The sequence below is a fragment of the Burkholderia sp. BCC1985 genome, from assembly GCF_905339915.1.
In the GTDB taxonomy this organism is placed as follows: domain Bacteria; phylum Pseudomonadota; class Gammaproteobacteria; order Burkholderiales; family Burkholderiaceae; genus Burkholderia.
In genome coordinates, this window is the sequence record NZ_CAJPGY010000023.1 from 96,449 (window position 1) to 117,234 (window position 20,786).

The following is a 20,786-nucleotide window of genomic DNA, read 5'->3' on the forward strand; positions in this document are numbered from 1 at the left end:
CCCACATACAGCAGAGACTGGAGCGAGAGGCAGATATGAGCACGCTGCATCAGGACAGCATCATCATCGACGGACTGAACATCTCGAAGTTCGAGAAGCCGGTGTTCGAGGACATGCGCAAGGGCGGCATCACGGCCGCGAACTGCACGGTATCGGTGTGGGAGAACTTCACCAAGACCGTCGACAACATCGGCGTGATGAAGCAGAAGATCCGCGAGAACGGCGAACTGCTGACGCTGGTGCGCACGACCGACGACATCTTCCGCGCGAAGAAGGAAGGCAAGACCGGGATCATCCTCGGCTTCCAGAACGCGCATGCGTTCGAGGACAACCTCGGCTACATCGAGGCGTTCGCCGACATGGGCGTGCGCGTCGTGCAGCTCTGCTACAACACGCAGAACCTGGTCGGCACCGGCTGCTACGAGCGCGACGGCGGCCTGTCGGACTTCGGCCGCGAAGTGATCACCGAGATGAACCGCGTCGGCATCATGGTCGACCTGTCGCATGTGGGCGGCAACACGTCGTCGGAAGCGATCGCGTTCTCGAAGAAGCCGGTGTGCTACTCGCACTGCCTGCCGTCAGGCCTGAAGGAACATCCGCGCAACAAGAGCGACGCGCAGCTGAAGGAAATCGCCGACGCCGGCGGCTTCGTCGGCGTGACGATGTTCGCGCCGTTCCTGAAGCGCGGCATCGAGGCGAACATCGACGACTACATCGAGGCGATCGACTACGTCGTGAACCTGATCGGCGAAGACGCGGTCGGCATCGGCACGGACTTCACGCAGGATTTCGCGAAGGAATTCTTCGACATGCTGACGCATGACAAGGGCCGCTATCGCCAGCTGACGAACTTCGGCAAGGTGATCAACCCGGACGGCATCCGCACGATCGGCGAATTCCCGAACCTGACCGCGGCGATGGAACGCCACGGCTGGAAGGAGTCGCGCATCCGCAAGATCATGGGCGAGAACTGGGTGCGCGTGTTCAAGGACGTGTGGGGCGCGTAAGCGCCCGCCGAGCCGAACCGCCACCCGCGATTCAACACTAGAACAATCGGGACGTGCCGGCGCCTGTCGCGCGGGCACGCGGACGATGTCGTGCCTGCGCCTGAGCCGCGCGGCCAATTTTCCTCACGGAGTCACCACGATGCAACCGCAACTGCCGATCAACGTCGATCCCGATACCGGCGTCTGGACCACCGACGCGCTGCCGATGCTGTACGTGCCGCGTCACTTCTTCACGAACAACCACGTCGCCGTCGAGGAAGCGCTCGGCGTCGAGGCGTATGCCGAGATCCTCTACAAGGCAGGCTACAAGTCCGCGTACCACTGGTGCGACAAGGAAGCGAAGCTGCACGGCCTCACCGGCATGGCGGTGTTCGAGCACTACCTGAAGCGCCTGTCGCAACGCGGCTGGGGCCTGTTCTCGATCATCGAGGCCGATCCGGCCAGCGCACGCGCGAAGATCGAGCTGCGCCACTCGTCGTTCGTGCTCCAGCAGCCGGGCAAGGAAGGCAAGCTCTGCTACATGTTCGCGGGCTGGTTCGCCGGCGCGATGGACTGGGTCAACGACACGACGCCGGAAGGCAAGGGCGCGCCGCGCGCGCAGTCGAAAGAAGTGCAGTGTGCGGCCGAGCACCACGATCACTGCGTCTTCGAAGTGTCGCCGATCGCGCACTGACGCGCCGACCCGACGACACAGCAACAAACAACACCCGCAACACGAGACATTCGAACGCCAGAGGTCGCCTGCGATGCGTTATCCCCACCTGTTCAAACCCATGCAGCTGAACCAGCTGACGCTGCGCAACCGGATCGTCAGCACCGCGCACGCGGAGGTGTATGCCGAGCCGGGCGGCCTGCCGGGCGACCGCTACATCCGCTATTACGAAGAGAAGGCGAAGGGTGGCGTCGGCCTCGCGATCTGCGGCGGCTCGAGCCCCGTGTCGATCGACAGCCCGCAGGGCTGGTGGAAGTCGGTGAACCTGTCGAACGACAAGATCATCGACCCGCTCACGCGTCTCGCCGACACGATGCACAAGCACGGCGCGAAGATCATGATCCAGGCGACGCACATGGGTCGCCGCTCGTCGTTCCACGGCGAGCACTGGCCGCACCTGATGTCGCCGTCGGGCGTGCGCGAGCCGGTGCACCGCGGTAACGCGAAGATCATCGAGATCGAGGAAATCCGCCGCATCATCGGCGACTTCGCGGCCGCCGCGAAGCGCGTGAAGGCAGCCGGCATGGACGGCATCGAAATCTCCGCCGCGCACCAGCACCTGATCGACCAGTTCTGGAGCAAGCGTTCGAACCACCGCACCGACGAATGGGGCGGCAGCCTCGAGAACCGTCTGCGCTTCGGCATCGAAGTGCTGACGGCCGTGCGTGAAGCGGTCGGCAAGGATTTCTGCGTCGGCCTGCGCATGTGCGGCGACGAATTCCACGAGGACGGTCTCGATCACGAAGCGCTGAAGGAAATCGCGCAGGCGATGTCGGAGACGGGCCTGATCGACTACCTGAGCGTGGTCGGCTCGGGCGGCGACACGCACAACACGATCGCGAACTGCATGCCGCCGATGGCGCTGCCGCCGGAGCCGTTCGTGCACCTCGCCGCCGGCATCAAGTCGGTGGTGAAGATTCCCGTGATGCACGCACAGAGCATCCGCGACGCGGGCCAGGCCGAGCGCCTGCTCGCGAACGGCATGATCGACCTGGTCGGCATGACGCGCGCGCAGATCGCCGATCCGCACATGGTGATCAAGATCCGCGACGGCCGCGAGGACGAAATCAAGCAGTGCGTCGGCGCGAACTACTGCATCGACCGCCAGTACAACGGCCTCGACGTGCTGTGCATCCAGAACGCCGCGACGTCGCGCGAAGCGACGATGCCGCACATCATCGAGAAGTCGCGCGGCCCGAAGCGCAAGGTGGTGGTGGTCGGCGCGGGCCCCGCGGGGCTCGAGGCCGCACGCGTCGCGAAGCTGCGCGGCCACGACGTCGTGCTGTTCGAGAAGAACGCCGAAGTCGGCGGCCAGGTGATGATCGCCGCGAAGGCGCCGCAGCGCGAACAGATGTCGGGGATCATCCGCTGGTTCGACATGGAAACCAAGCGTCTCGGCGTCGACCGGCGCCTCGGCGTCGCCGCCGACGAGAAGATGATCATGGCCGAGAAGCCGGACATCGTCGTGCTCGCGACCGGCGGTTCGAGCTTCACGTGGCAGGTGCCGGCGTGGGGCGTGGCCGAAGGTCTCGCGGTCAGCTCGTGGGACATCCTGACAGGCAAGGTCGAGCCGAAGCAGAACGTGCTGCTGTTCGACGGCGTGAGCACGCATGCGGGCGCCGGCGTGGCCGACTTCATGGCGAGCCGCGGCTCGAAGGTCGAGGTCGTGACGCCCGACGTGAAGGTGGCCGACGATTGCGGCGGCACGACGTTCCCGATCTTCTATCGCCGCCTGTACGCGCTCGGCGTGATCCCGACGCCGAACACGATGCTCGATCGCGTGTATGAGGAAGACGGCAAGATCATCGCCGTGCTGCGCAACGAATACACCGAGGAGCTGGAAGAGCGCGCGGTCGACCAGGTCGTGATCGAGAACGGTTCGTCGCCGAACGACGAGCTGTACTGGAAGCTCAAGCCGGAGTCGGTGAACCGCGGCCAGATCGATCCGCACACGCTGTTCGCGGCCGAGCCGCAGCCGTGCCTGTCGGAAGAACTGGGCAACGGCCGCTTCCTGCTGTTCCGTGTCGGCGACTGCATCTCGATGCACAACGTCCACGGTGCGATCTACGACTCGCTGCGCCTCGTCAAGGATTTCTAAAAAATGAATCCGGCTTTCCTCATTACCGCACTGCTGTGGCTGTCGGTGGCGGGGCTCGCGTTCGCGGTCGCGAAGCGCTCGTCCTACTGGCGTCTCGGGCGCGCGACGGCGCCCGGCTCGTTCGGCATCGCGAACCTGTTCGCGATCCCGAAGCGCTACTTCGTCGACCTGCACCATGTGGTCGCCCGCGATCCGTACATCGCGAAGACCCACGTCGCGACCGCCGGCGGCGCGATCGCCGCGCTCGCGCTGGTGTTCGTCAACTACGGCCTCGCGATCTACTCGCCGTGGCTCGACAAGCTGATCTTCCTCGCGGCGCTCGCGATGCTCGTCGGCGTGGTGTTCGTCTGGCGCCGCCGCGCGGCGAAGGACGTGCCGGCGCGCCTGTCGCGCGGCCCGTGGAACGCGCTGCCCTGGCTGCTCGGCTCGTTCGCGCTCGGCCTCGTGCTGTTCATGGTCGTGCCGACCGGCGCGATGTCGGGTGCGTTCGCGGTGCTCTGCGCGCTGCTGATCGGCGTCGGCGCCTTCACGATGACCGTCGGCGCCGCGAAGGGCGGCCCGATGAAGCACGCGATCGCCGGCTTGCTGCACCTCGCGTTCCACCCGCGCCAGGAGCGTTTCGCGGCCACCCGTGAATCGTTCACGGGCAACGGCACGGCCACGCCGCCGACCGCGCTGAAGCTGCCGGACATCGAGCACGAGGAGTATGGCGTCGCGAAGCCGGTCGAATTCCGCTGGAACCAGCTGCTGAGCTTCGACGCGTGCGTGCAGTGCGGCAAGTGCGAAGCCGCGTGCCCCGCGTTCGCATCGGGCCAGCCGCTGAACCCGAAGAAACTGATCCAGGATCTCGTCGTCGGGATGGCGGGCGGCACCGATGCCGCGTACGCCGGCAGCCCGACGCCGGGCCTCGCGGTCGGCCAGCATCGCGGCGAGCCGAACGGCCCGATCGTGTCGGGCCTGATCGAGGAGCAGACGCTGTGGTCGTGCACCACCTGCCGCGCATGCGTGCAGGAGTGCCCGATGCTGATCGAGCACGTCGACGCGATCGTCGACATGCGCCGCAACCGCACGCTGGTGCACGGCACGGTGCCGGGCAAGGGCCAGGAAGTGCTCGCGAACCTGCGCGAGACCGGCACGATGGGCGGCTACGACACGGCTGCGCGCTACGACTGGTCGGTCGACCTGAACGCGCCGGTCGCGCAACCGGGCAAGCCGGTCGACGTGCTGTTCGTCGCGGGTGAAGGCGCGTTCGACATGCGTTACCAGCGCACGCTGCGCGCGTTCGTCAAGGTGCTGAACAAGGCGGGCGTCGACTACGCGGTGCTCGGCGGGACCGAGACCGACACCGGCGACGTCGCACGCCGCCTCGGCGACGAAGCGACGTTCCAGCAGATGGCGAAGCGCCTGATCGGCACGCTCGGCTCGCTGTCGTACAAGCAGATCGTGACGGCCGACCCGCACGTGATGCACAGCCTGCGCAACGAATACCGCGCGCTCGGGCTGCGCGTGACGGTCAAGCATCACACGACCTACCTCGCGGAGCTGGCCGACAGCGGCAAGATCGCGCCGAAGGCGGTCGAGTCGCTGCGCGAGAAGCGCACCACGTATCACGACCCGTGCTACCTCGGCCGCTACAACGGCGAGACGGAATCGCCGCGCAAGCTGCTGAAGACGATCGGCATCCAGGTCGTCGAGATGGAGCGCAACGGCATGCGCGGGCGCTGCTGCGGCGGTGGCGGCGGTGCGCCGCTGACCGACATCCCGGGCAAGCAGCGTATTCCCGACATCCGCATCGCCGACGCGCGCGCGATCGGCGCGGACGTGGTCGCGGTCGGTTGCCCGAACTGCACGGCGATGCTCGAAGGCGTCGTGGGCCCGCGCCCCGACGTGCTCGACGTGGCCGAACTCGTTGCCGCCTCGCTGGAGTGAATCGATGAACACGATCAAACGAATCGATCCGCGCCGGCCGTTCATCATCACGGCCGCGGGCCTGAAGCGCATCACGCTCGGCGAGGAAGGCAGCGCCGATGCGAGCGCCGCGCAGTGGTCCGCGCACGGCCACGGCGCCGCGGCCGCGAAGCCGCGCCGCGCGGTGCAGGACCCGAAGCACGTGATGCTGGTGGTGGCGCACGCCGAACGCGGTGCGCTCGACGACCATGCGCGGCAGGCGATTGCCGCTGCCGCGGTGCTCGCCGACGCGCAGACGGAAGTCGCGCTGCTGGCATTCGGTGAACTGAAGGATGACGCCGCCGAACTCGGCGTCGACAAGCTGATCGAGCTGGCCGACTTCGACCGTCGCGCGTTTGCGCCCGAAAGCGAATTGCAAGCCTTGCAGGCATGCGCCGCGGCGCTCGCGCCGAAGCACGTGTTCGTGCCCGACAACGCGACCGGCGACGGCGATCTCGGCCGGCGTTACGCGGCGGCTGCCGGCGCGAGCGTCGCGACCCACGTGGTCGAGATCGACGCGAAGCATGTCGGCGCGTATGCGCAGGCCGGCCGCGCGTTCGCGACGCGCGGGCTGCCCGACGTGATCCTGCTCGCGCAGAACGCGGTCGAGGCGAAACTGCCGTTCGTCGGCGCCGGCGAGCGCCTGGCCGCCGACTTCATCCGCCCGGCCGGCGACGCGGCGCAGCCATACCGCGATCTCGGCCTCGAGGAAATCGACGCGGCGCAGGTCGCGCTGGAGGAAGCCGACTTCATCGTGTCGGCCGGCAACGGCGTGTCCGACATCGGCGCGTTCGAGCAACTGGCCGGCGCGTTCGGCGCGGCGATCGGCGCGAGCCGCGTCGCGGTCGACAACGGTCACTTCACACGCGACAAGCAGGTGGGCGCGACCGGCAAGACGGTCGAGGCGAGCGTGTACATCGCGTTCGGCATCTCGGGCGCGGTGCAGCACTTGCAGGGGATCAAGGACTGCCGCCACGTGATCGCGGTGAACCTCGACGGCAGCGCGCCGATCGCGAAGCGCGCGAACCTGACGGTGGTGGGCGACGCGCAGGCGACGATCGCCGCGCTGATCGAACAGGTGCAGGCCGCGCGCGCGTCGCGCGGACAATCGCCGGCCGCGGTCGGCTCGCGTGAAACCGAAGGAGTCGCAGCATGAACGCCCCCCGCCAGTTGCAACGCATCGCGGTGCTCGTGTCCGTCGGCCGGCACCCCGTCAGCGGCACCGCGCGCTACAGCCGCAACGACGCGGCCGCGCTCGAGGTCGGCCGCCAGCTCGCGGAGCGGCATCGCGCGCAGCTCGACGTGATCCATGCGGGCGATCCCGCGAATGAAGCGCTTGCTGAATACCTCGCGCTCGGCGCGCGGCAGGTCGAGGTGCTGGCCTGCCACGACGGCGACGACGCCGCGCATGCGCTAGCCGCGCGCGTCGAAGGCTACGACCTCGTGCTGACCGGCACGCGCGCCGAGGGCGCGTACGACACCGGGATGCTGCCGTATCGCGTCGCCGCGGCGCTCGGCTATCCGCTCGTCGGCTCGGCCGTCGACGTGACGGTCGACGGCGGCCGCGCGGCGGTCCGGCAATTCTTGCCGAAAGGGCTGCGGCGGCGCGTCGACGCGGCGCTGCCGGCCGTCGTCGCGGTCCATCCGCTCGCCAACGTGGCGCCGCGCTACGCGTATGCGCGGCTGCGCGCCGGCGCGATCCGCCCGGCACTCACGTCGACCGGCGCGGACGCCGATGCGGCGGCCTGGAAGGTCGGCCCGATCGAGCGTAAACCCGTAAAGCTGGTCGCCGCCGAGAAGCGCTCGGGGCATGCCCGGATGCTGTCCGCGACCACGACCGAAAGCCGCGGCGGCAACGTCGTAAATGAAGGGAGTTCAGTCGAAAAAGCACAAGTGATCCTCGCGTATTTGCGCGAGCATCAGCTCATCGACTACTGATTTTGATGCCTGTCGGCAACCACACTGGGACGCAAGGAATCCGGAGCAAACGATGAAAGTATCGGCAGACATTCGTGCACTGATCGAGCGACGCAAGGAAGGTTACAGCCTCGAGGCGCCGTTCTACACGAGCGAGGACATCTTCGCCCTCGACATGGAGGCGATTTTCCGCCAGCACTGGATCCAGGTCGCGGTCGAACCGGACATTCCCGAGCCGGGCGACTACGTGACCGTGGAACTGGGCAGCGACTCGATCCTGATCGTGCGCGACGACGACATGGAAATCCGCGCGTTCCACAACGTGTGCCGCCACCGCGGCGCGCGCCTGTGCAACGAGGATAAGGGCTCGGTCGGCAACATCGTGTGCCCGTACCACAGCTGGACCTACAACCTGACCGGCAAGCTGATGTTCGCCGAGCACATGGGCGAGAAGTTCGACCGCTGCAAGCACAGCCTGAAGTCGGTGCACGTGCAGAACCTCGCGGGCCTGATCTTCATCTGCCTCGCCGAGGAGCCGCCGGTCGATTTCGCGCAGCTGCGCGCCCAGATGGAGCCGTATCTGCTGCCGCACGATCTGCCGAACACGAAGATCGCCGCGCAGATCGACATCATCGAGGAAGGCAACTGGAAGCTCACGATGGAGAACAACCGCGAGTGCTATCACTGCGTCGCGAACCATCCCGAGCTGACGATCTCGCTGTACGAATACGGCTTCGGCTACCAGCGCTCCGACGCGAACGCCGAAGGCATGGACGCGTTCGCTGAAACCTGCGTGCGCCGCGGCAAGGAGTGGGCCGAGATGGGCCTGCCGTCCGCCGAAATCGAAAAGCTGCTCGACGTGACGGGCTTCCGCACGCAGCGCCTGCCGCTCGACCGCCACGGCGAATCGCAGACGCTCGACGCGAAGGTCGCATCGAAGAAGCTGCTCGGCCAGTTCGACCAGGCCGACCTCGGCGGCCTGTCGTTCTGGACGCAGCCGAACTCGTGGCATCACTTCATGAGCGATCACATTGTGACGTTCTCGGTGATTCCGCTGTCGGCCGGCAAGACGCTCGTGCGCACCAAGTGGCTCGTCCACAAGGATGCGAAGGAAGGCATCGACTACGAGGTGAAGAACCTGACGGCCGTGTGGAACGCGACCAACGACCAGGATCGCGCGCTCGTCGAATTCTCGCAGCGCGGCGCGACCAGCAGCGCATACGAGCCGGGCCCGTATTCGCCGTACACGGAAGGTCTCGTCGAAAAATTCTCGGCCTGGTACATCGGCCGGCTCGCCGAAAAAATCGGCGCGTAGTACAGCAGACAGCAAGTGGAGCTACACATGATGCGAGATTCGGCCAATTTCGAGCCGGTGGACAGCCGGGTGACGCACCCGGCGTTCTGGAGCGCGCTGCCCGAGCGCTGGACGAGCGACGTCGAGGAAACGCTGGTGTGCTGCCACGTGCGTCAGGAAACCCACGACGTGAAGAGTTTCTTCTTCCGTTCGCCGCAAGGCCGTGCGTTTTCCTTCGAGCCGGGGCAGTTCATCACGCTCGAACTCGACATCGACGGCGAGACGATCAACCGGTGCTACACGATCTCGTCGTCGCCCGCGCGGCCGCACACGATCTCGATCACGGTGAAGCGCGTGCCGGGCGGCAAGGTGTCGAACTGGCTGCACGACAACCTGCAGCCGGGCGCGTCGGTTCGCGTGCTCGGCCCGGCCGGCGAATTCACGTGCGCGCGGCATCCGGCGCGCAAGTACCTGTTCCTGTCGGCCGGTTCGGGCGTCACGCCGCTGATGTCGATGAGCCGCGCGCATCATGATCTCGCCGAGGATCGCGACATCCTGTTCGTGCACAGCGCGCGCACGCCGGACGACATCATCTTCGCGCGCGAGCTCGACCTGATCGCGTCGAACCATACGAACTTCCGTACGTCGTTCGTCGTCGAGCGCGTCGGTGCACGCACCAACTGGCCGGGCGTCACGGGCTTCCTGACGCTGCCGCTGCTGAAGCTGATCGCACCGGACTTCATGGAGCGCGAGATCTTCACGTGCGGCCCCGCGCCGTACATGAAGGCCGTGCGCGACCTGCTCGACGAAGCCGGCTTCGACCGCAAGCAGTATCACGAGGAAAGCTTCTCGTTCGAGACGCTCGCGCAGACCGCGAGCGACGACGTGATCGCCGAACTCGCGCCGGCGGCCAACGACGGCGACGTCGCGACGAAGCAGTACACGGTCAGCTTCGCGAAGAGCAATCGCGAGATTTCGTGCGGCTCGGAGCAGCACGTGCTCGACGCGGCGCGCCAGTCCGGCGTGCGGCTGCCGGCGTCGTGTACCCAGGGCATGTGCGGCACCTGCAAGGTGAAGCTCGTGTCGGGGCAGGTCGAGATGAAGCACAACGGCGGCATCCGCCAGCGCGAGATCGATCAGGGGATGGTGCTGCTGTGCTGCAGCAAGCCGCTGTCGGATCTCGTGATCGACAAGTAGTCGTATCGAGCCATCGCCGGTCCGGGCGCGTCGCGTCGCGTTGCGTCGCCTCCGGACAAGCATCCGTCGGAAAACAACGATACCGCGGATTTGTGGTTGAAGAACCTAGAGAGACAACGCGCACGGTGCGCATTTCAAGGAGATCGACCATGAAGTTGTTCGGAAAACTGCTGTGGACCGGCGCACTGTCGGCGATGGTTGCATTGAGCGCGTCGGCGCTCGCGGATACGAAGCCCACGCTGAAGATCGGTTACGTCGAAGGCTGGGACGACAGTGTGGCGACGTCGAACGTCGCGGCACGCGTGATCGAGAAGAAGCTCGGTTACCAGGTCCAGCTCGTGCCGGTGGCTGCCGGGATCATGTGGCAGGGCGTGGCGCGCGGCGACCTCGACGCGACGCTGTCCGCATGGCTGCCCGTCACGCACGGCTCCTACTGGGGCGAGTACAAGTCGAAGGTCGTCGATCTCGGCGCGAACTTTCCTGACGCCAAGATCGGCCTGATCGTCCCCGACTACGTGAAGGCGAAGAGCATCGAAGATCTGAATGCCGAGAAAAGCAGCTTCGGCGGCCGGATCGTCGGCATCGATGCGGGCGCGGGCGTGATGCGCAAGACCGACGAAGCGATCAAGAGCTACGGCCTCAGCTACACGCTGATGCCGAGTTCGGGCAGCGCGATGACGGCCGAGCTGTCGCGCTCGGTCGGCGCGAACAAGCCGGTGATCGTGACCGGCTGGGCGCCGCACTGGATGTTCGCGAAGTGGAAGCTGCGCTTCCTCGAGGATCCGAAGAAGGTGTTCGGCGGCGCGGAGCACGTCGACAGCGTCGCGAACCCGCAGCTCGAAACGAAGGCCAAGCCGGTCGTCGCGTTCCTGAAGAAGTTCCAGTGGAAGCCGGGCGAGATCGACAGCGTGATGCTCGCGATCCAGAACGGTTCGAAGCCGGAAGCGGCCGCCGATGCATGGATTGCCGCGCATGCTGACCGCGTGAATTCGTGGACTGAAGGCGCGCAGTAAGACCGCGGCGATTCGTCGCGCGAATCATCATAAATAAATACGCCGGGAATGGCATGCAGGAATCCGAAACAATCGTGAATTCATGCGGCCATATCCCGGCTTTCTTTTACTGATTCTGCAAAAAAGCCCATAAGTTGTTACACTACGGCCCTTGTGCGGAGTCATCACAGGAGGAATTGGATGAGTCAGGCAGGACTGCGTGCTAATCGCACCAGTGACGTTGAGGCAACCATCTCACATGATTCGACGGGCCACACGCTGCAGCGTGGCCTGACTTGGAAAGACGCATTCTGGGTGACGAGCGGCGTGCCGGCAGGCGTGCTGTTCACGATCGGCGGCGTATGCGCGACGATCGGCCAGCCCGCGTGGGCGATCTGGATCGCCGCGATCACGATGGGGCTGATTCAAAGCGCGACTTATGCGGAAATATCGGGACTATTTCCCCATAAATCGGGCGGCGCGTCGGTATACGGCGCGATCGGCTGGGTCCGTTACAGCAAGCTGATTGCCCCGGTTTCCGTGTGGTGCAACTGGCTCGCGTGGTCGCCGATGCTCGCGCTCGGCTGCGGCCTCGCGGCGAGCTATGCGCTCACGAGTCTCTTTCCCGCCGACGCGGCGGTGCTGCACTGGCAGTTCAAGGTTGCGGATCTCGGGTTCATCAAGTCCGGTCTTTCACTGCGGATCAACGCGACGTTCATCATCGCGACGATTCTGCTTCTCATCACGTTCAAGCTTCAGCACAGCGGTGCGTCGAAAGCCGCGCGCACGCAGCGCATTCTCGGCATTGCGTCGCTCACGCCGCTGCTGATCGTCGGCATCGTGCCGTTCGTCACCGGCGACGTGCCGATGTCGAACCTGCTTCCGCTGCTGCCGCTCGGTCATGACGCTCAAGGCAACCTCACGACCGCGACCTTCGGTTCGTGGAACGGGCAGGGCGTGACGATGGCGCTCGGCGCGATGTTCATGGCCGGCTGGGCGTCGTACGGCTTCGAAACGGCGGTCTGCTACACGCGCGAATTCCGCGATCCGCGTCGCGACACCGCGAAGGCGATCTTCTGGTCGGGCGCGCTGTGCCTCGTCGTGATGACGCTCGTGCCGATGGCGTTCCAGGGCGCGCTCGGCACGCAGGCGATGCTCGATCCGGCGATCGGCGACGGCACCGGCGTCGCGGCCGCGATGGCGAAGATCGTCGGTGGCGGTGCATGGGTCGCGAACGCGGTCGTCGTGATGCTGATGCTGTCGATCCTGCTGATCGTGATGACGTCGATGATGGGCTCGTCGCGCACGCTGTACCAGGCATCGGTCGACGGCTGGCTGCCGAAGTACCTGTCGCACGTGAACGAGCACGGCTCGCCCACGCGCGCGATGTGGACCGATCTCGGCTTCAACCTCGTGTTGCTGATGATGTCGGACTACATGACGGTGCTGGCGATCTCGAACGTCTGCTACATGCTGTTCGTATTCCTGAATCTCCAGTCGGGCTGGATCCACCGAATGGACCGCGGCAACTGGGATCGGCCGTTCCGCTGCCCGACCTGGCTGCTCGTCGCCGGCTCGGTCTGCGGCTACGCGAACCTCGTCTATGTCGGCGCGGGCGCGAACCTGCAGGGCGAAGGCACGCTGCGCAACGGGCTGATCGCGATGCTGCTGATCGTGCCGGTGTTTCTCTATCGTCACTACTGGCAGGATCGCGGCCGTTTCCCCGCGCAGATGCAGCGCGACATGGAACTCGAGGTGCCGAAGCGCGCGCTGTGGCTGAACCTGATGCCGTATGCGGCGCTGGTCGGCGCAGCGCTGACGATCTGGCTGTCGTACTACTTCGCGTGGGTCAAGTAAGCATCTGAACGCGGCACGCGCGTCGCGCGACGAACCCGGACACCGCACCCGGGGCCGTTGCGCGACGCGTCGAACGCAACGCGATAAAAAACCCGACCGGCAGGTGCTGCCGGTCGGGTTTTTTGTTGGCTGTGCGCCGAACGGATGCGCTTACGGAAACACCACCGTCCGGTCGCCGTTCAGGAACACGCGCCGCTCGATGAACGCCTTCACCGCGCGCGCGAGCGTGATGCACTCGACGTCGCGGCCCACCGCGAGCAATTGCTCGGGACGCAGCGCATGATCGACGCGTTCGACCACCTGCTCGATGATCGGGCCTTCGTCGAGATCGTCGGTCACGAAATGCGCGGTCGCGCCGATCAGCTTCACGCCGCGCGCATGCGCCTGGTGATACGGCTTCGCGCCCTTGAAGCCGGGCAGGAACGAGTGATGGATGTTGATCGCGCGGTTCGCGAGCTTCGCGCTGGCTTCCTGCGACAGCACCTGCATGTAGCGCGCGAGGATCACGAGTTCGGCGCCGCTCGACTCGAAGAAGTCGAGCCACTGCGCTTCCTGCTGCGCCTTGGTGTCGGCCGTGATCGGGAAGTGGCGGAACGGCAGCCCGTGCTGCGTGGCGAGCGGCTCGAAGTCCGGATGGTTCGACACGATGCCGACGATGTCCATCTTCAGTTCGCCCATCCGCCAGCGGAACAACAGGTCCGCGAGGCAGTGCTCGAGTTTCGACACCATGATCAGCACCTTCGGGCGCGCGTTCACGTCGTGGATCGCCCATTGCGTGTCGCCGTCACCGCCGCCGCCGAGCGCGGTCGCGATCGGATCGAACTCCTGGCGCAGCGCGTCGATCTGCAGCGTCTCATCCGTCGGATGAAACACGCAGCGCACGAAGAAGTGGTTGCTGAGATCGTCGTCGAACACGTTCAGCGCATCGACGTAGCAGCGATGGCGCTCGAGAAAGCCGACGACGGCGGCGACCTGGCCGGCCGCGCTCGGGCACGACAGCGTCAGGACGAATTGATCGGGGCGTGAGTCGGCGGTCATGAGATTCCTCGGATGTCAGGGAACGCAACGCGCGCGGCGGCGCGACGGGGCGCCACGCTACGCAGGTAGCGGGAGGCTCAAGTAAATCAGGACGATTTGGGCGCGGATAGAACCAACCCGCCGTGTGGCTGGTATCGGCGCGCCAGCGCGGCGGGGCGGTGGCGAGGTTTGAGGCGGGGGTTTTGGGGACGCTGGGCGGGGTGTCGGGGCGGGGCGGGCGCGGCTGGTCCAGCGAGCGTCAGGCGGTGCAGCCGTAGCCGGTCCAGCGAGCGTCAGGCGGTGCAGCCGCAGCCGGTCCGGCGAGCGTCAGGCGGCGCAGTCGTAGCGGCTCCAGCGGGCGTCAGGCGGTGCAGGCACAGCCGCTCCATCGGACGTCAGGTGGGGCAGGCGCAGCCAGTCCAGCGCGCGTCAGAGGGGACAGCCACAGCCGCTCCAGCAAGCGTCAGGCAGCGCTCCCCCGGCCAGCCGCCCGTTCAGACCGGCGCGCACGCGTCCAGCAGCCAGCGCCGGAACACATGTGTCGCATCCGGCTCGGGCCGCTGCGGCGGCCGCACGAGGAAGTAGCCGCGCGACGTGACGACGGGTGCGTCGACGAGCTTCACGAGCTGCCCGGATGCGACGAGCTCGTCGACGAGCGGCGACCAGCCGAGCGCGACGCCGTCGCCGAGCAGCGCCGCGTGGATCACCAGCGCATAGCTGTTGAAGGTCACGCCGCGCGCGGCGGCCGGTGCGTCGAGGCCGTGCGCGTCGAACCAGCCGGCCCACGACAGCCAGCGTTCGGGGCGCGTCGCCTGCACGTGCAGCAGCGGCAGCGCCTGCAGGTGCTCGGGCCGCGCGACGTGCGCGTGCGCGGCGCGGAACGCCGGCGAGCAGACGGGCGTGACCGATTCGGGAAAGAGCCGCGCGGCCGTGCACGACGGCCAGTGGCCGTCGCCGAACAGAACCGCGATGTCGGCGTGGTCGCGCTGCGCGTCGTAATCCTGCGAGGTGACGACCCGCACGTCGACGTCCGGCATCACGCGCTTCAGGCCGGAGAGGCGCGGCATCAGCCAGTAGGTCGCGAAACCGAAATCCGTGACGATCGTGAGCGCGCCGTGCTCGCGGCGCGCGCGCAGCGTCGCGGTGGCGCCGCGCAGCGTGTCGAGGCTCAGCCGCACGGCTTCGTACAGGCACTGGCCGTCGCTCGTCAGCGTGACGCCGCGCGGGCTGCGCTCGAACAGCGGCACGCCGAGTTCCGCTTCGAGCTGGAACACCTGCTGGCTCACGGCCGGTTGCGTCGAGCCGAGCTCGCGCGCGGCGGCCGTGAAGCTCTGGAGACGGGCGGCCGATTCGAACGCGCGCAGCGCCTGCATCGACGGTAACGGTTCGGATTTCGACATAAGTCTCTCTAATGGCCTCATAAGGGCCGGACGCCTTCCCGCGCGAATTCGGGCGGGGGATAGTGCTTCGGACGGCACGGCGCCGCGCCAGGCCTTCCGCGATTCTAGCCAGTCGCGGCCGGTGCGCGCGGCACTTTCTTCAGGCTGCGTCCGTCATGCCGACCGTGTCGCCGCCCGAGCGTCGCGCCGCTCCATTCGAACACCGATTTCCCCAAGACCGCCGATGACGAACCCGACTCCCAACATCCTGATCCTGATGGCCGACCAGCTGACGCCGTTCGCGTTGCCGGCCTACGGCAACCGCGTCGCGCGCACGCCGACGCTCGACCGGCTCGCGGCGCAAGGCGTGGTGTTCGACGCCGCGTATTGCGCGAGCCCGCTGTGCGCGCCGTCGCGCTTCTCGCTGCTGACCGGCAAGCTGCCGTCGGGTATCGGCGCCTACGATAACGCCGCCGAATTGCCGGCGCAAACGCTGACTTTCGCGCACTACCTGCGCGCGGGCGGCTACCGTACGATGCTGTCCGGCAAGATGCATTTCTGCGGACCCGACCAGCTGCACGGTTTCGAGGAACGGCTCACGACAGACATCTATCCGGCCGACTTCGGCTGGGTGCCCGACTGGGACCGCCCGACCGAGCGGCCGAGCTGGTATCACAACATGAGTTCGGTGCTCGAGGCCGGCCCGTGCGTGCGCACGAACCAGCTCGACTTCGACGACGAAGTCACGTTCGCGGCGAAGCAGAAGTTGTACGACGTCGCGCGCGAGCGCGCGGCCGGTCATGACGCGCGGCCGTTCTGCATGGTCGTGTCGCTCACGCATCCGCACGATCCGTACGCGATCACGCGCGAATACTGGGATCTGTACCGCGACGACGAGATCGACATGCCGGCCGTGCGGCTCGATGCGCAGCAGAGCGATCCGCATTCGCAGCGGCTGCGCTTCGTCTGCGAAAACGACCGCACGCCGCCGACCGACGCGCAGATCCGTGCCGCGCGCCGCGCGTACTACGGCGCGACGTCCTATGTCGACGCGCAATTCGGCAGCGTGCTGGCCGCGCTCGAGCAATGCGGCTTCGCCGACGACACGATCGTGATCGTCACGTCCGACCACGGCGACATGCTCGGCGAGCGCGGACTCTGGTACAAGATGACGTTCTTCGAAGGTGGCTGCCGCGTGCCGCTGATCGTCCACGCGCCGGGCCGCTTCGGTGCCGCGCGCGTGCGCGGGCCGGTGTCGCACGTCGATTTGCTGCCGACGCTCGTCGACCTCGCCGGCGCGGCGCCGGCCGGCGGCTGGCCGGACCCGGTCGACGGCGCGAGCCTCGTGCCGCATCTGCAAGGCGCGCCCGCGCATGACGTCGCGCTCGGCGAATACCTCGCGGAAGGGGCGGTTGCGCCGGTCGTGATGATCCGCCGCGGCGACTGGAAATACGTGCATTGCCCGGCCGATCCCGACCAGCTCTACAACCTCGCCGACGATCCGCGCGAGCGCACGAACCTGGCCGGCCTGCCCGAAGCCGCCGGCGTGCTCGCCGCATTCCGCGAGGAGGCCGCGCGCCGCTGGAACCTGCCGGAACTCGACGCGCAGGTGCGCGCGAGCCAGCGGCGGCGCCGCTTCCATTACGCGGCGACGACGCAGGGCCGCATCCAGGCGTGGGACTGGCAGCCGTTCACCGACGCGAGCCAGCGCTACATGCGCAATCACATCGAACTCGACACGCTCGAAGCGATGGCGCGCTTTCCGCGCGTCGGGCGCTGAACGGGCCGCAGCGGACATTGACGAACGACGGAGGAAGCGAATCATGAAACGGCAATGCAATGCAGCAATCCGGAGCCTGGGCACCGCGCTCGCCGCGGCCGCGTGCGTGGTGGCGATGCAGCAGCCCGCGCGCGCCGCCGACCCGCAGACGTGCCGCGACGTGAAGATGGCGGCGCCCGGCTGGACCGACATCGACGCGACGAACGCGATGGCCGGTGTCGTGCTGAAGGCGCTCGGCTATCGACAGGACGTCGCGAACCTGTCGGTGCCGATCACTTACCAGGGCTTGAAGAAAGGGCAGGTCGACGTGTTCCTCGGCAACTGGATGCCCGCGCAGGCGCCGCTCGTGAAGCCGTTCGTCGACGAGAAGTCGATCGACGTGCTGCACGCGAACCTGAACGGCGCGAAGTTCACGCTGGCCGTGCCCGACTACGTCGCGGCGGCCGGCGTGCACACGTTCGCCGATCTCGCGCGCTACGCGGACCGCTTCGGCGACAAGATCTACGGGATCGAGCCCGGCGCGCCCGCGAACCAGAACATCAAGCGGATGCTGTCCGACCATGCGCTCGGCGCGGCGAACTGGTCGCTCGTCGAATCGAGCGAGACGGGGATGCTCACGCAGGTCGAGCGCGCGGTGCGCGACAAGCGCTGGATCGTCTTTCTCGGCTGGGAGCCGCACCTGATGAACACGAAGTTCAAACTGACCTACCTGTCGGGCGGCGACGCGTATTTCGGCCCGAACTACGGCGGCGCGACGGTCAACACGGTCACGCGCGCGGGCTTTGCCGGCCAGTGCGCGAACCTCGCGCGGCTGTTCAGGCAGATGACGTTCTCCGTCGACGTCGAGAACCGGATGATCGCCGACATGCTCGACCACAAGACGTCGCCCGCGCTCGCCGCGCAGCATGCGCTGAAGGCCGATCCAGCGCTCGTCGAAGCGTGGCTCGACGGCGTCACCACGGCGGCCGGCGCTCCCGCGTTGCCGGCCGTGCGCGCGGCCCTCGACGCCCGCTGACAGCCTCCGGGCGGCCGGTTTTTCGCCGCGCCGCCCGCCTCCGTGTTTTCCCGAACGGTCGCATCGAGACCATTTGGTGTCGCCTTCAGACGGGTGACCTGAAATATGGGTTTGTATTTTTCGCCAATGGCTGCGTTATTGCGGAAAACGAAATGCCGAAGCCAGCGGACGTACCGAATTCGAATCAGCCGGCGTATTGCTGTGCGCGCCAGGCCACGGTTCTTTCCATCGAAGGGTTCAGGGAGGGTGGTCGACAATGAAGCAAAAGAAAGTTGCCGTAGCAGCCGCGCTTGCATGCGCGGCCTGTATTCCCGCCATCGGCCACGCGCAGAGCAGCGTGACGCTGTACGGGATTCTCGACGCGGGCATCACGTACGTGAACAACACGGGCGGTTCGCACGTGGTCAAGTTCGATGACGGCGTGTCGTACGGGAACCGCTTCGGCCTGAAAGGCACGGAAGATCTCGGCGGCGGCCTGAAGGCCGTGTTCGCGCTCGAGAGCGGTTTCCACCTCGGCAACGGGCAGCTCGGCTTCGGCGGGGCGGAGTTCGGGCGGCAGGCTTATGTCGGTCTCCAGAACGATTGGGGCACGCTGTCGTTCGGCAACCAGCTCGACATCACCAACGAGCTCGTGTCGATCTACAACATCTCGGCATGGGGCAGCGGCTACGCGATCCACCAGGGCGACTTCGACCGCTTCAACGGCGACCGCTTGCCGAACTCGGTGAAGTTCCTGTCGAACGACCTGAACGGCGTCAAGTTCGGCGCGATGTATTCGTTCGGCAACGTCGCCGGCAACTTCCACCGCAACAGCGCATGGAGCGCGGGCGCGAGCTACACGAAGGGCGACTTCTCGATCGGCGCCGCGTACACGCGCCTGAACAACCCGAACGGCATCTACGCGTTCGACCCGTACGCGATGATCGGCACGCATACGTTCCTCGGCCAGCAGACCGTGACCGTCGATCCGGCGACCGGCGCGCGTACCGACTTGTTCGCGAACACCGCGATGGACGTCGACAGCCAAGGCACGTTCGGCGTCGGCACGAGCTACACGATCGGCAAGCTGACGCTCGACGCGAACTTCTCGTACACGACGATCAAGGGTTTCGGCCAGTCTTCGCACATGCAGGTGTATGAAGGCGGCGGCTTGTACCAGTTCACGCCGGCGCTGAGCCTGATCGCGGGCTACCAGCACACGCGCTTCGAAGGCCACCACTGGAACCAGGGCACGGCCGGCCTGCACTACCTGCTGTCCAAGCGCACCGATGTGTACATCTCCGGCGATTACCTGCGCGCGTCGCAGGGCGTCGATGCGGTGGTCGGCTACAGCTTTACGCCGTCGACGACGCAGACGCAGGCCGACGTGCGGATCGGGATGCGGCATTCGTTCTGAGCAGGGTGAGGTAGTTTTTTCGACGTCTTCAGCGAGGTCTCTCTTTGGCGCGAACCGTGGTTCGCGCTTTTTTTTTGTTCATCGCTGCATGCCGGGGAACGCGGCGGGCACGTCACCGAACCGCCGGGGTCGCGGGCCGGCAGGGTTTTCATCAGGACATCCGGGGCGCCGCACGATCCATCATGGAGAAAGCACTGTCGCAGCCAACCGCCGGAGGACGCACCGTGACTTCCGATCCCACTCCCGCGACCGCCTTCGTGTTCGCCGGCGGCGGCAGTCTCGGCGCGATCGAGGTCGGCATGCTCCGCGAGCTGGTGGCGAGCGGCGAACGGGCCGATTGCGTCGTCGGCGCGTCGGCGGGCGCGATCAATGCCGCCTATTTCGCCGGCCGGCCGGATGCGGATGGCGTCGCGATGCTCGCCGCGCTGTGGTGCAGGATCCGCCGCCAGGACGTCATGCCGTTTTCAATGCGCAGCCTCTTCGCGATGCTGCTGCGCAACCGGCCGCATCTGGTCGAGGCCGATGCGCTGCGCGTGCTGCTGGAAACGAACCTGCCGTACCGGCGGATCGAACAGGCCGCGTTGCCGCTCCACATCGTCGCGACCGACGTGCTGAGCGGCGCGGAGGTCGTGCTGTCCGCCGGCCCGGTCGTGGATGCCGTGCAAGCCAGCGCGGCGATTCCCGGCGTGTTTCCGTCGGTTCGCATCGGCGACATGGAGCTCGTCGACGGCGGCGTCGCGAACAATACGCCGATCTCCGTTGCGATCGCGCTCGGCGCCAGGCGGATCGTCGTGCTGCCGGCCGGGTTCGCCTGTGCGTTGCGCGTACCGCCGCGCAGCGCGATCGCGCACGCGACGCACGCGCTGACGCTCGTGATCGCGCGGCAACTGGTGCGCGATCTGGAGCTGTACGCGGCACGCGCGCAAATCCATGTCGTGCCGCCGCTCTGTCCGCTCGAGGTGTCGTCATACGATTACTCGCAGTGCGCGCAACTGATCGACAGGGCCGCGGAACGCACGCGCGCATGGATCGATGCGGGCGGGCTCGCGCAGTGCGCGATTCCCGGCCAGTTGCGCGAGCACGATCACGCCGCGGCGCTGTCGCATTGAAGGTTGCCCGCGCCGCGTACAAACTCATGAACGCAGAACGCAGAACGCAGAACGCAGAACGCAGAACGC

General features: G+C 66.8%; 16 protein-coding genes. 14 read left to right on the forward strand and 2 right to left on the reverse strand.

The annotated features are described in order from the left end of the window. The first annotated feature begins 35 nt into the window (after positions 1 to 35). The 10 genes from U4Z31_RS23320 to U4Z31_RS23365 all read left to right on the forward strand — a co-directional run bounded on the left by U4Z31_RS23320 (position 36) and on the right by U4Z31_RS23365 (position 13,021). Entirely contained in the window at positions 36 to 1,007 is a 972-nt protein-coding gene (locus U4Z31_RS23320) for a dipeptidase (protein ID WP_044844362.1), read from the forward strand. Between the two features lie 139 nt (positions 1,008 to 1,146). Continuing rightward, positions 1,147 to 1,680, forward strand: a complete 534-nt coding sequence (locus tag U4Z31_RS23325) for a DUF5943 domain-containing protein (RefSeq protein WP_006488993.1) — start codon at positions 1,147 to 1,149, stop codon at positions 1,678 to 1,680. A 73-nt stretch (positions 1,681 to 1,753) separates the two neighbouring features. Further along, complete coding sequence (locus U4Z31_RS23330; RefSeq protein WP_044844361.1) at positions 1,754 to 3,817, forward strand: NADH:flavin oxidoreductase; 2,064 nt, start codon at positions 1,754 to 1,756, stop codon at positions 3,815 to 3,817. A gap of 3 nt (positions 3,818 to 3,820) precedes the next feature. After that, entirely contained in the window at positions 3,821 to 5,746 is a 1,926-nt protein-coding gene (locus U4Z31_RS23335) for a (Fe-S)-binding protein (RefSeq protein ID WP_321811469.1), read from the forward strand. A gap of 4 nt (positions 5,747 to 5,750) precedes the next feature. Then, positions 5,751 to 6,920 (forward strand): electron transfer flavoprotein subunit alpha/FixB family protein, encoded by a 1,170-nt coding sequence (locus tag U4Z31_RS23340; RefSeq protein WP_124521487.1) that lies wholly within the window; start codon positions 5,751 to 5,753, stop codon positions 6,918 to 6,920. Next, a complete protein-coding gene (locus tag U4Z31_RS23345; protein ID WP_044844358.1) occupies positions 6,917 to 7,702 on the forward strand; it encodes an electron transfer flavoprotein subunit beta/FixA family protein in 786 nt (261 codons plus the stop codon). The genes U4Z31_RS23340 and U4Z31_RS23345 overlap by 4 nt, the downstream gene beginning before the upstream one ends. 52 nt (positions 7,703 to 7,754) lie before the next feature. Further along, on the forward strand, positions 7,755 to 8,996 hold the full coding sequence (locus tag U4Z31_RS23350; protein ID WP_321811470.1) for an aromatic ring-hydroxylating dioxygenase subunit alpha: 1,242 nt from the start codon (positions 7,755 to 7,757) through the stop codon (positions 8,994 to 8,996). A gap of 27 nt (positions 8,997 to 9,023) precedes the next feature. Further along, positions 9,024 to 10,172, forward strand: coding sequence for a hybrid-cluster NAD(P)-dependent oxidoreductase (locus U4Z31_RS23355; protein WP_321802251.1), 1,149 nt, complete (start codon positions 9,024 to 9,026; stop codon positions 10,170 to 10,172). Between the two features lie 149 nt (positions 10,173 to 10,321). Continuing rightward, complete coding sequence (locus tag U4Z31_RS23360; RefSeq protein ID WP_044844355.1) at positions 10,322 to 11,185, forward strand: glycine betaine ABC transporter substrate-binding protein; 864 nt, start codon at positions 10,322 to 10,324, stop codon at positions 11,183 to 11,185. 180 nt (positions 11,186 to 11,365) lie between these two features. Continuing rightward, on the forward strand, positions 11,366 to 13,021 hold the full coding sequence (locus tag U4Z31_RS23365) for an APC family permease (RefSeq protein WP_321811471.1): 1,656 nt from the start codon (positions 11,366 to 11,368) through the stop codon (positions 13,019 to 13,021). 150 nt (positions 13,022 to 13,171) lie between these two features. Here U4Z31_RS23365 and purU read toward each other — a convergent pair whose 3' ends face one another. Together purU and U4Z31_RS23375 are read right to left on the reverse strand one after the other, a co-directional pair. After that, positions 13,172 to 14,059, reverse strand: a complete 888-nt coding sequence (gene purU / locus U4Z31_RS23370) for a formyltetrahydrofolate deformylase (protein WP_321811472.1) — start codon at positions 14,057 to 14,059, stop codon at positions 13,172 to 13,174. A gap of 473 nt (positions 14,060 to 14,532) precedes the next feature. Then, complete coding sequence (locus U4Z31_RS23375; protein ID WP_321811473.1) at positions 14,533 to 15,459, reverse strand: choline sulfate utilization transcriptional regulator; 927 nt, start codon at positions 15,457 to 15,459, stop codon at positions 14,533 to 14,535. Between the two features lie 202 nt (positions 15,460 to 15,661). On the opposite strand from U4Z31_RS23375, the gene betC reads away from it, so the two are divergent. The 4 genes from betC to U4Z31_RS23395 all read left to right on the forward strand — a co-directional run bounded on the left by betC (position 15,662) and on the right by U4Z31_RS23395 (position 20,717). After that, positions 15,662 to 17,197, forward strand: coding sequence for a choline-sulfatase (gene betC, locus U4Z31_RS23380; protein WP_124485156.1), 1,536 nt, complete (start codon positions 15,662 to 15,664; stop codon positions 17,195 to 17,197). Positions 17,198 to 17,240: 43 nt separating this feature from the next. Further along, complete coding sequence (gene choX / locus U4Z31_RS23385; RefSeq protein ID WP_321811474.1) at positions 17,241 to 18,212, forward strand: choline ABC transporter substrate-binding protein; 972 nt, start codon at positions 17,241 to 17,243, stop codon at positions 18,210 to 18,212. Between the two features lie 256 nt (positions 18,213 to 18,468). Further along, the gene (locus U4Z31_RS23390; protein WP_044844349.1) at positions 18,469 to 19,608 is read left to right on the forward strand and encodes a porin; all 1,140 of its coding nucleotides are present in this window, start codon (positions 18,469 to 18,471) and stop codon (positions 19,606 to 19,608) included. 224 nt (positions 19,609 to 19,832) lie between these two features. Next, positions 19,833 to 20,717: a patatin-like phospholipase family protein gene (locus tag U4Z31_RS23395; protein ID WP_321811475.1), complete on the forward strand. Its 885-nt coding sequence runs from the start codon at positions 19,833 to 19,835 to the stop codon at positions 20,715 to 20,717. The last annotated feature ends 69 nt before the right edge of the window (positions 20,718 to 20,786 follow it).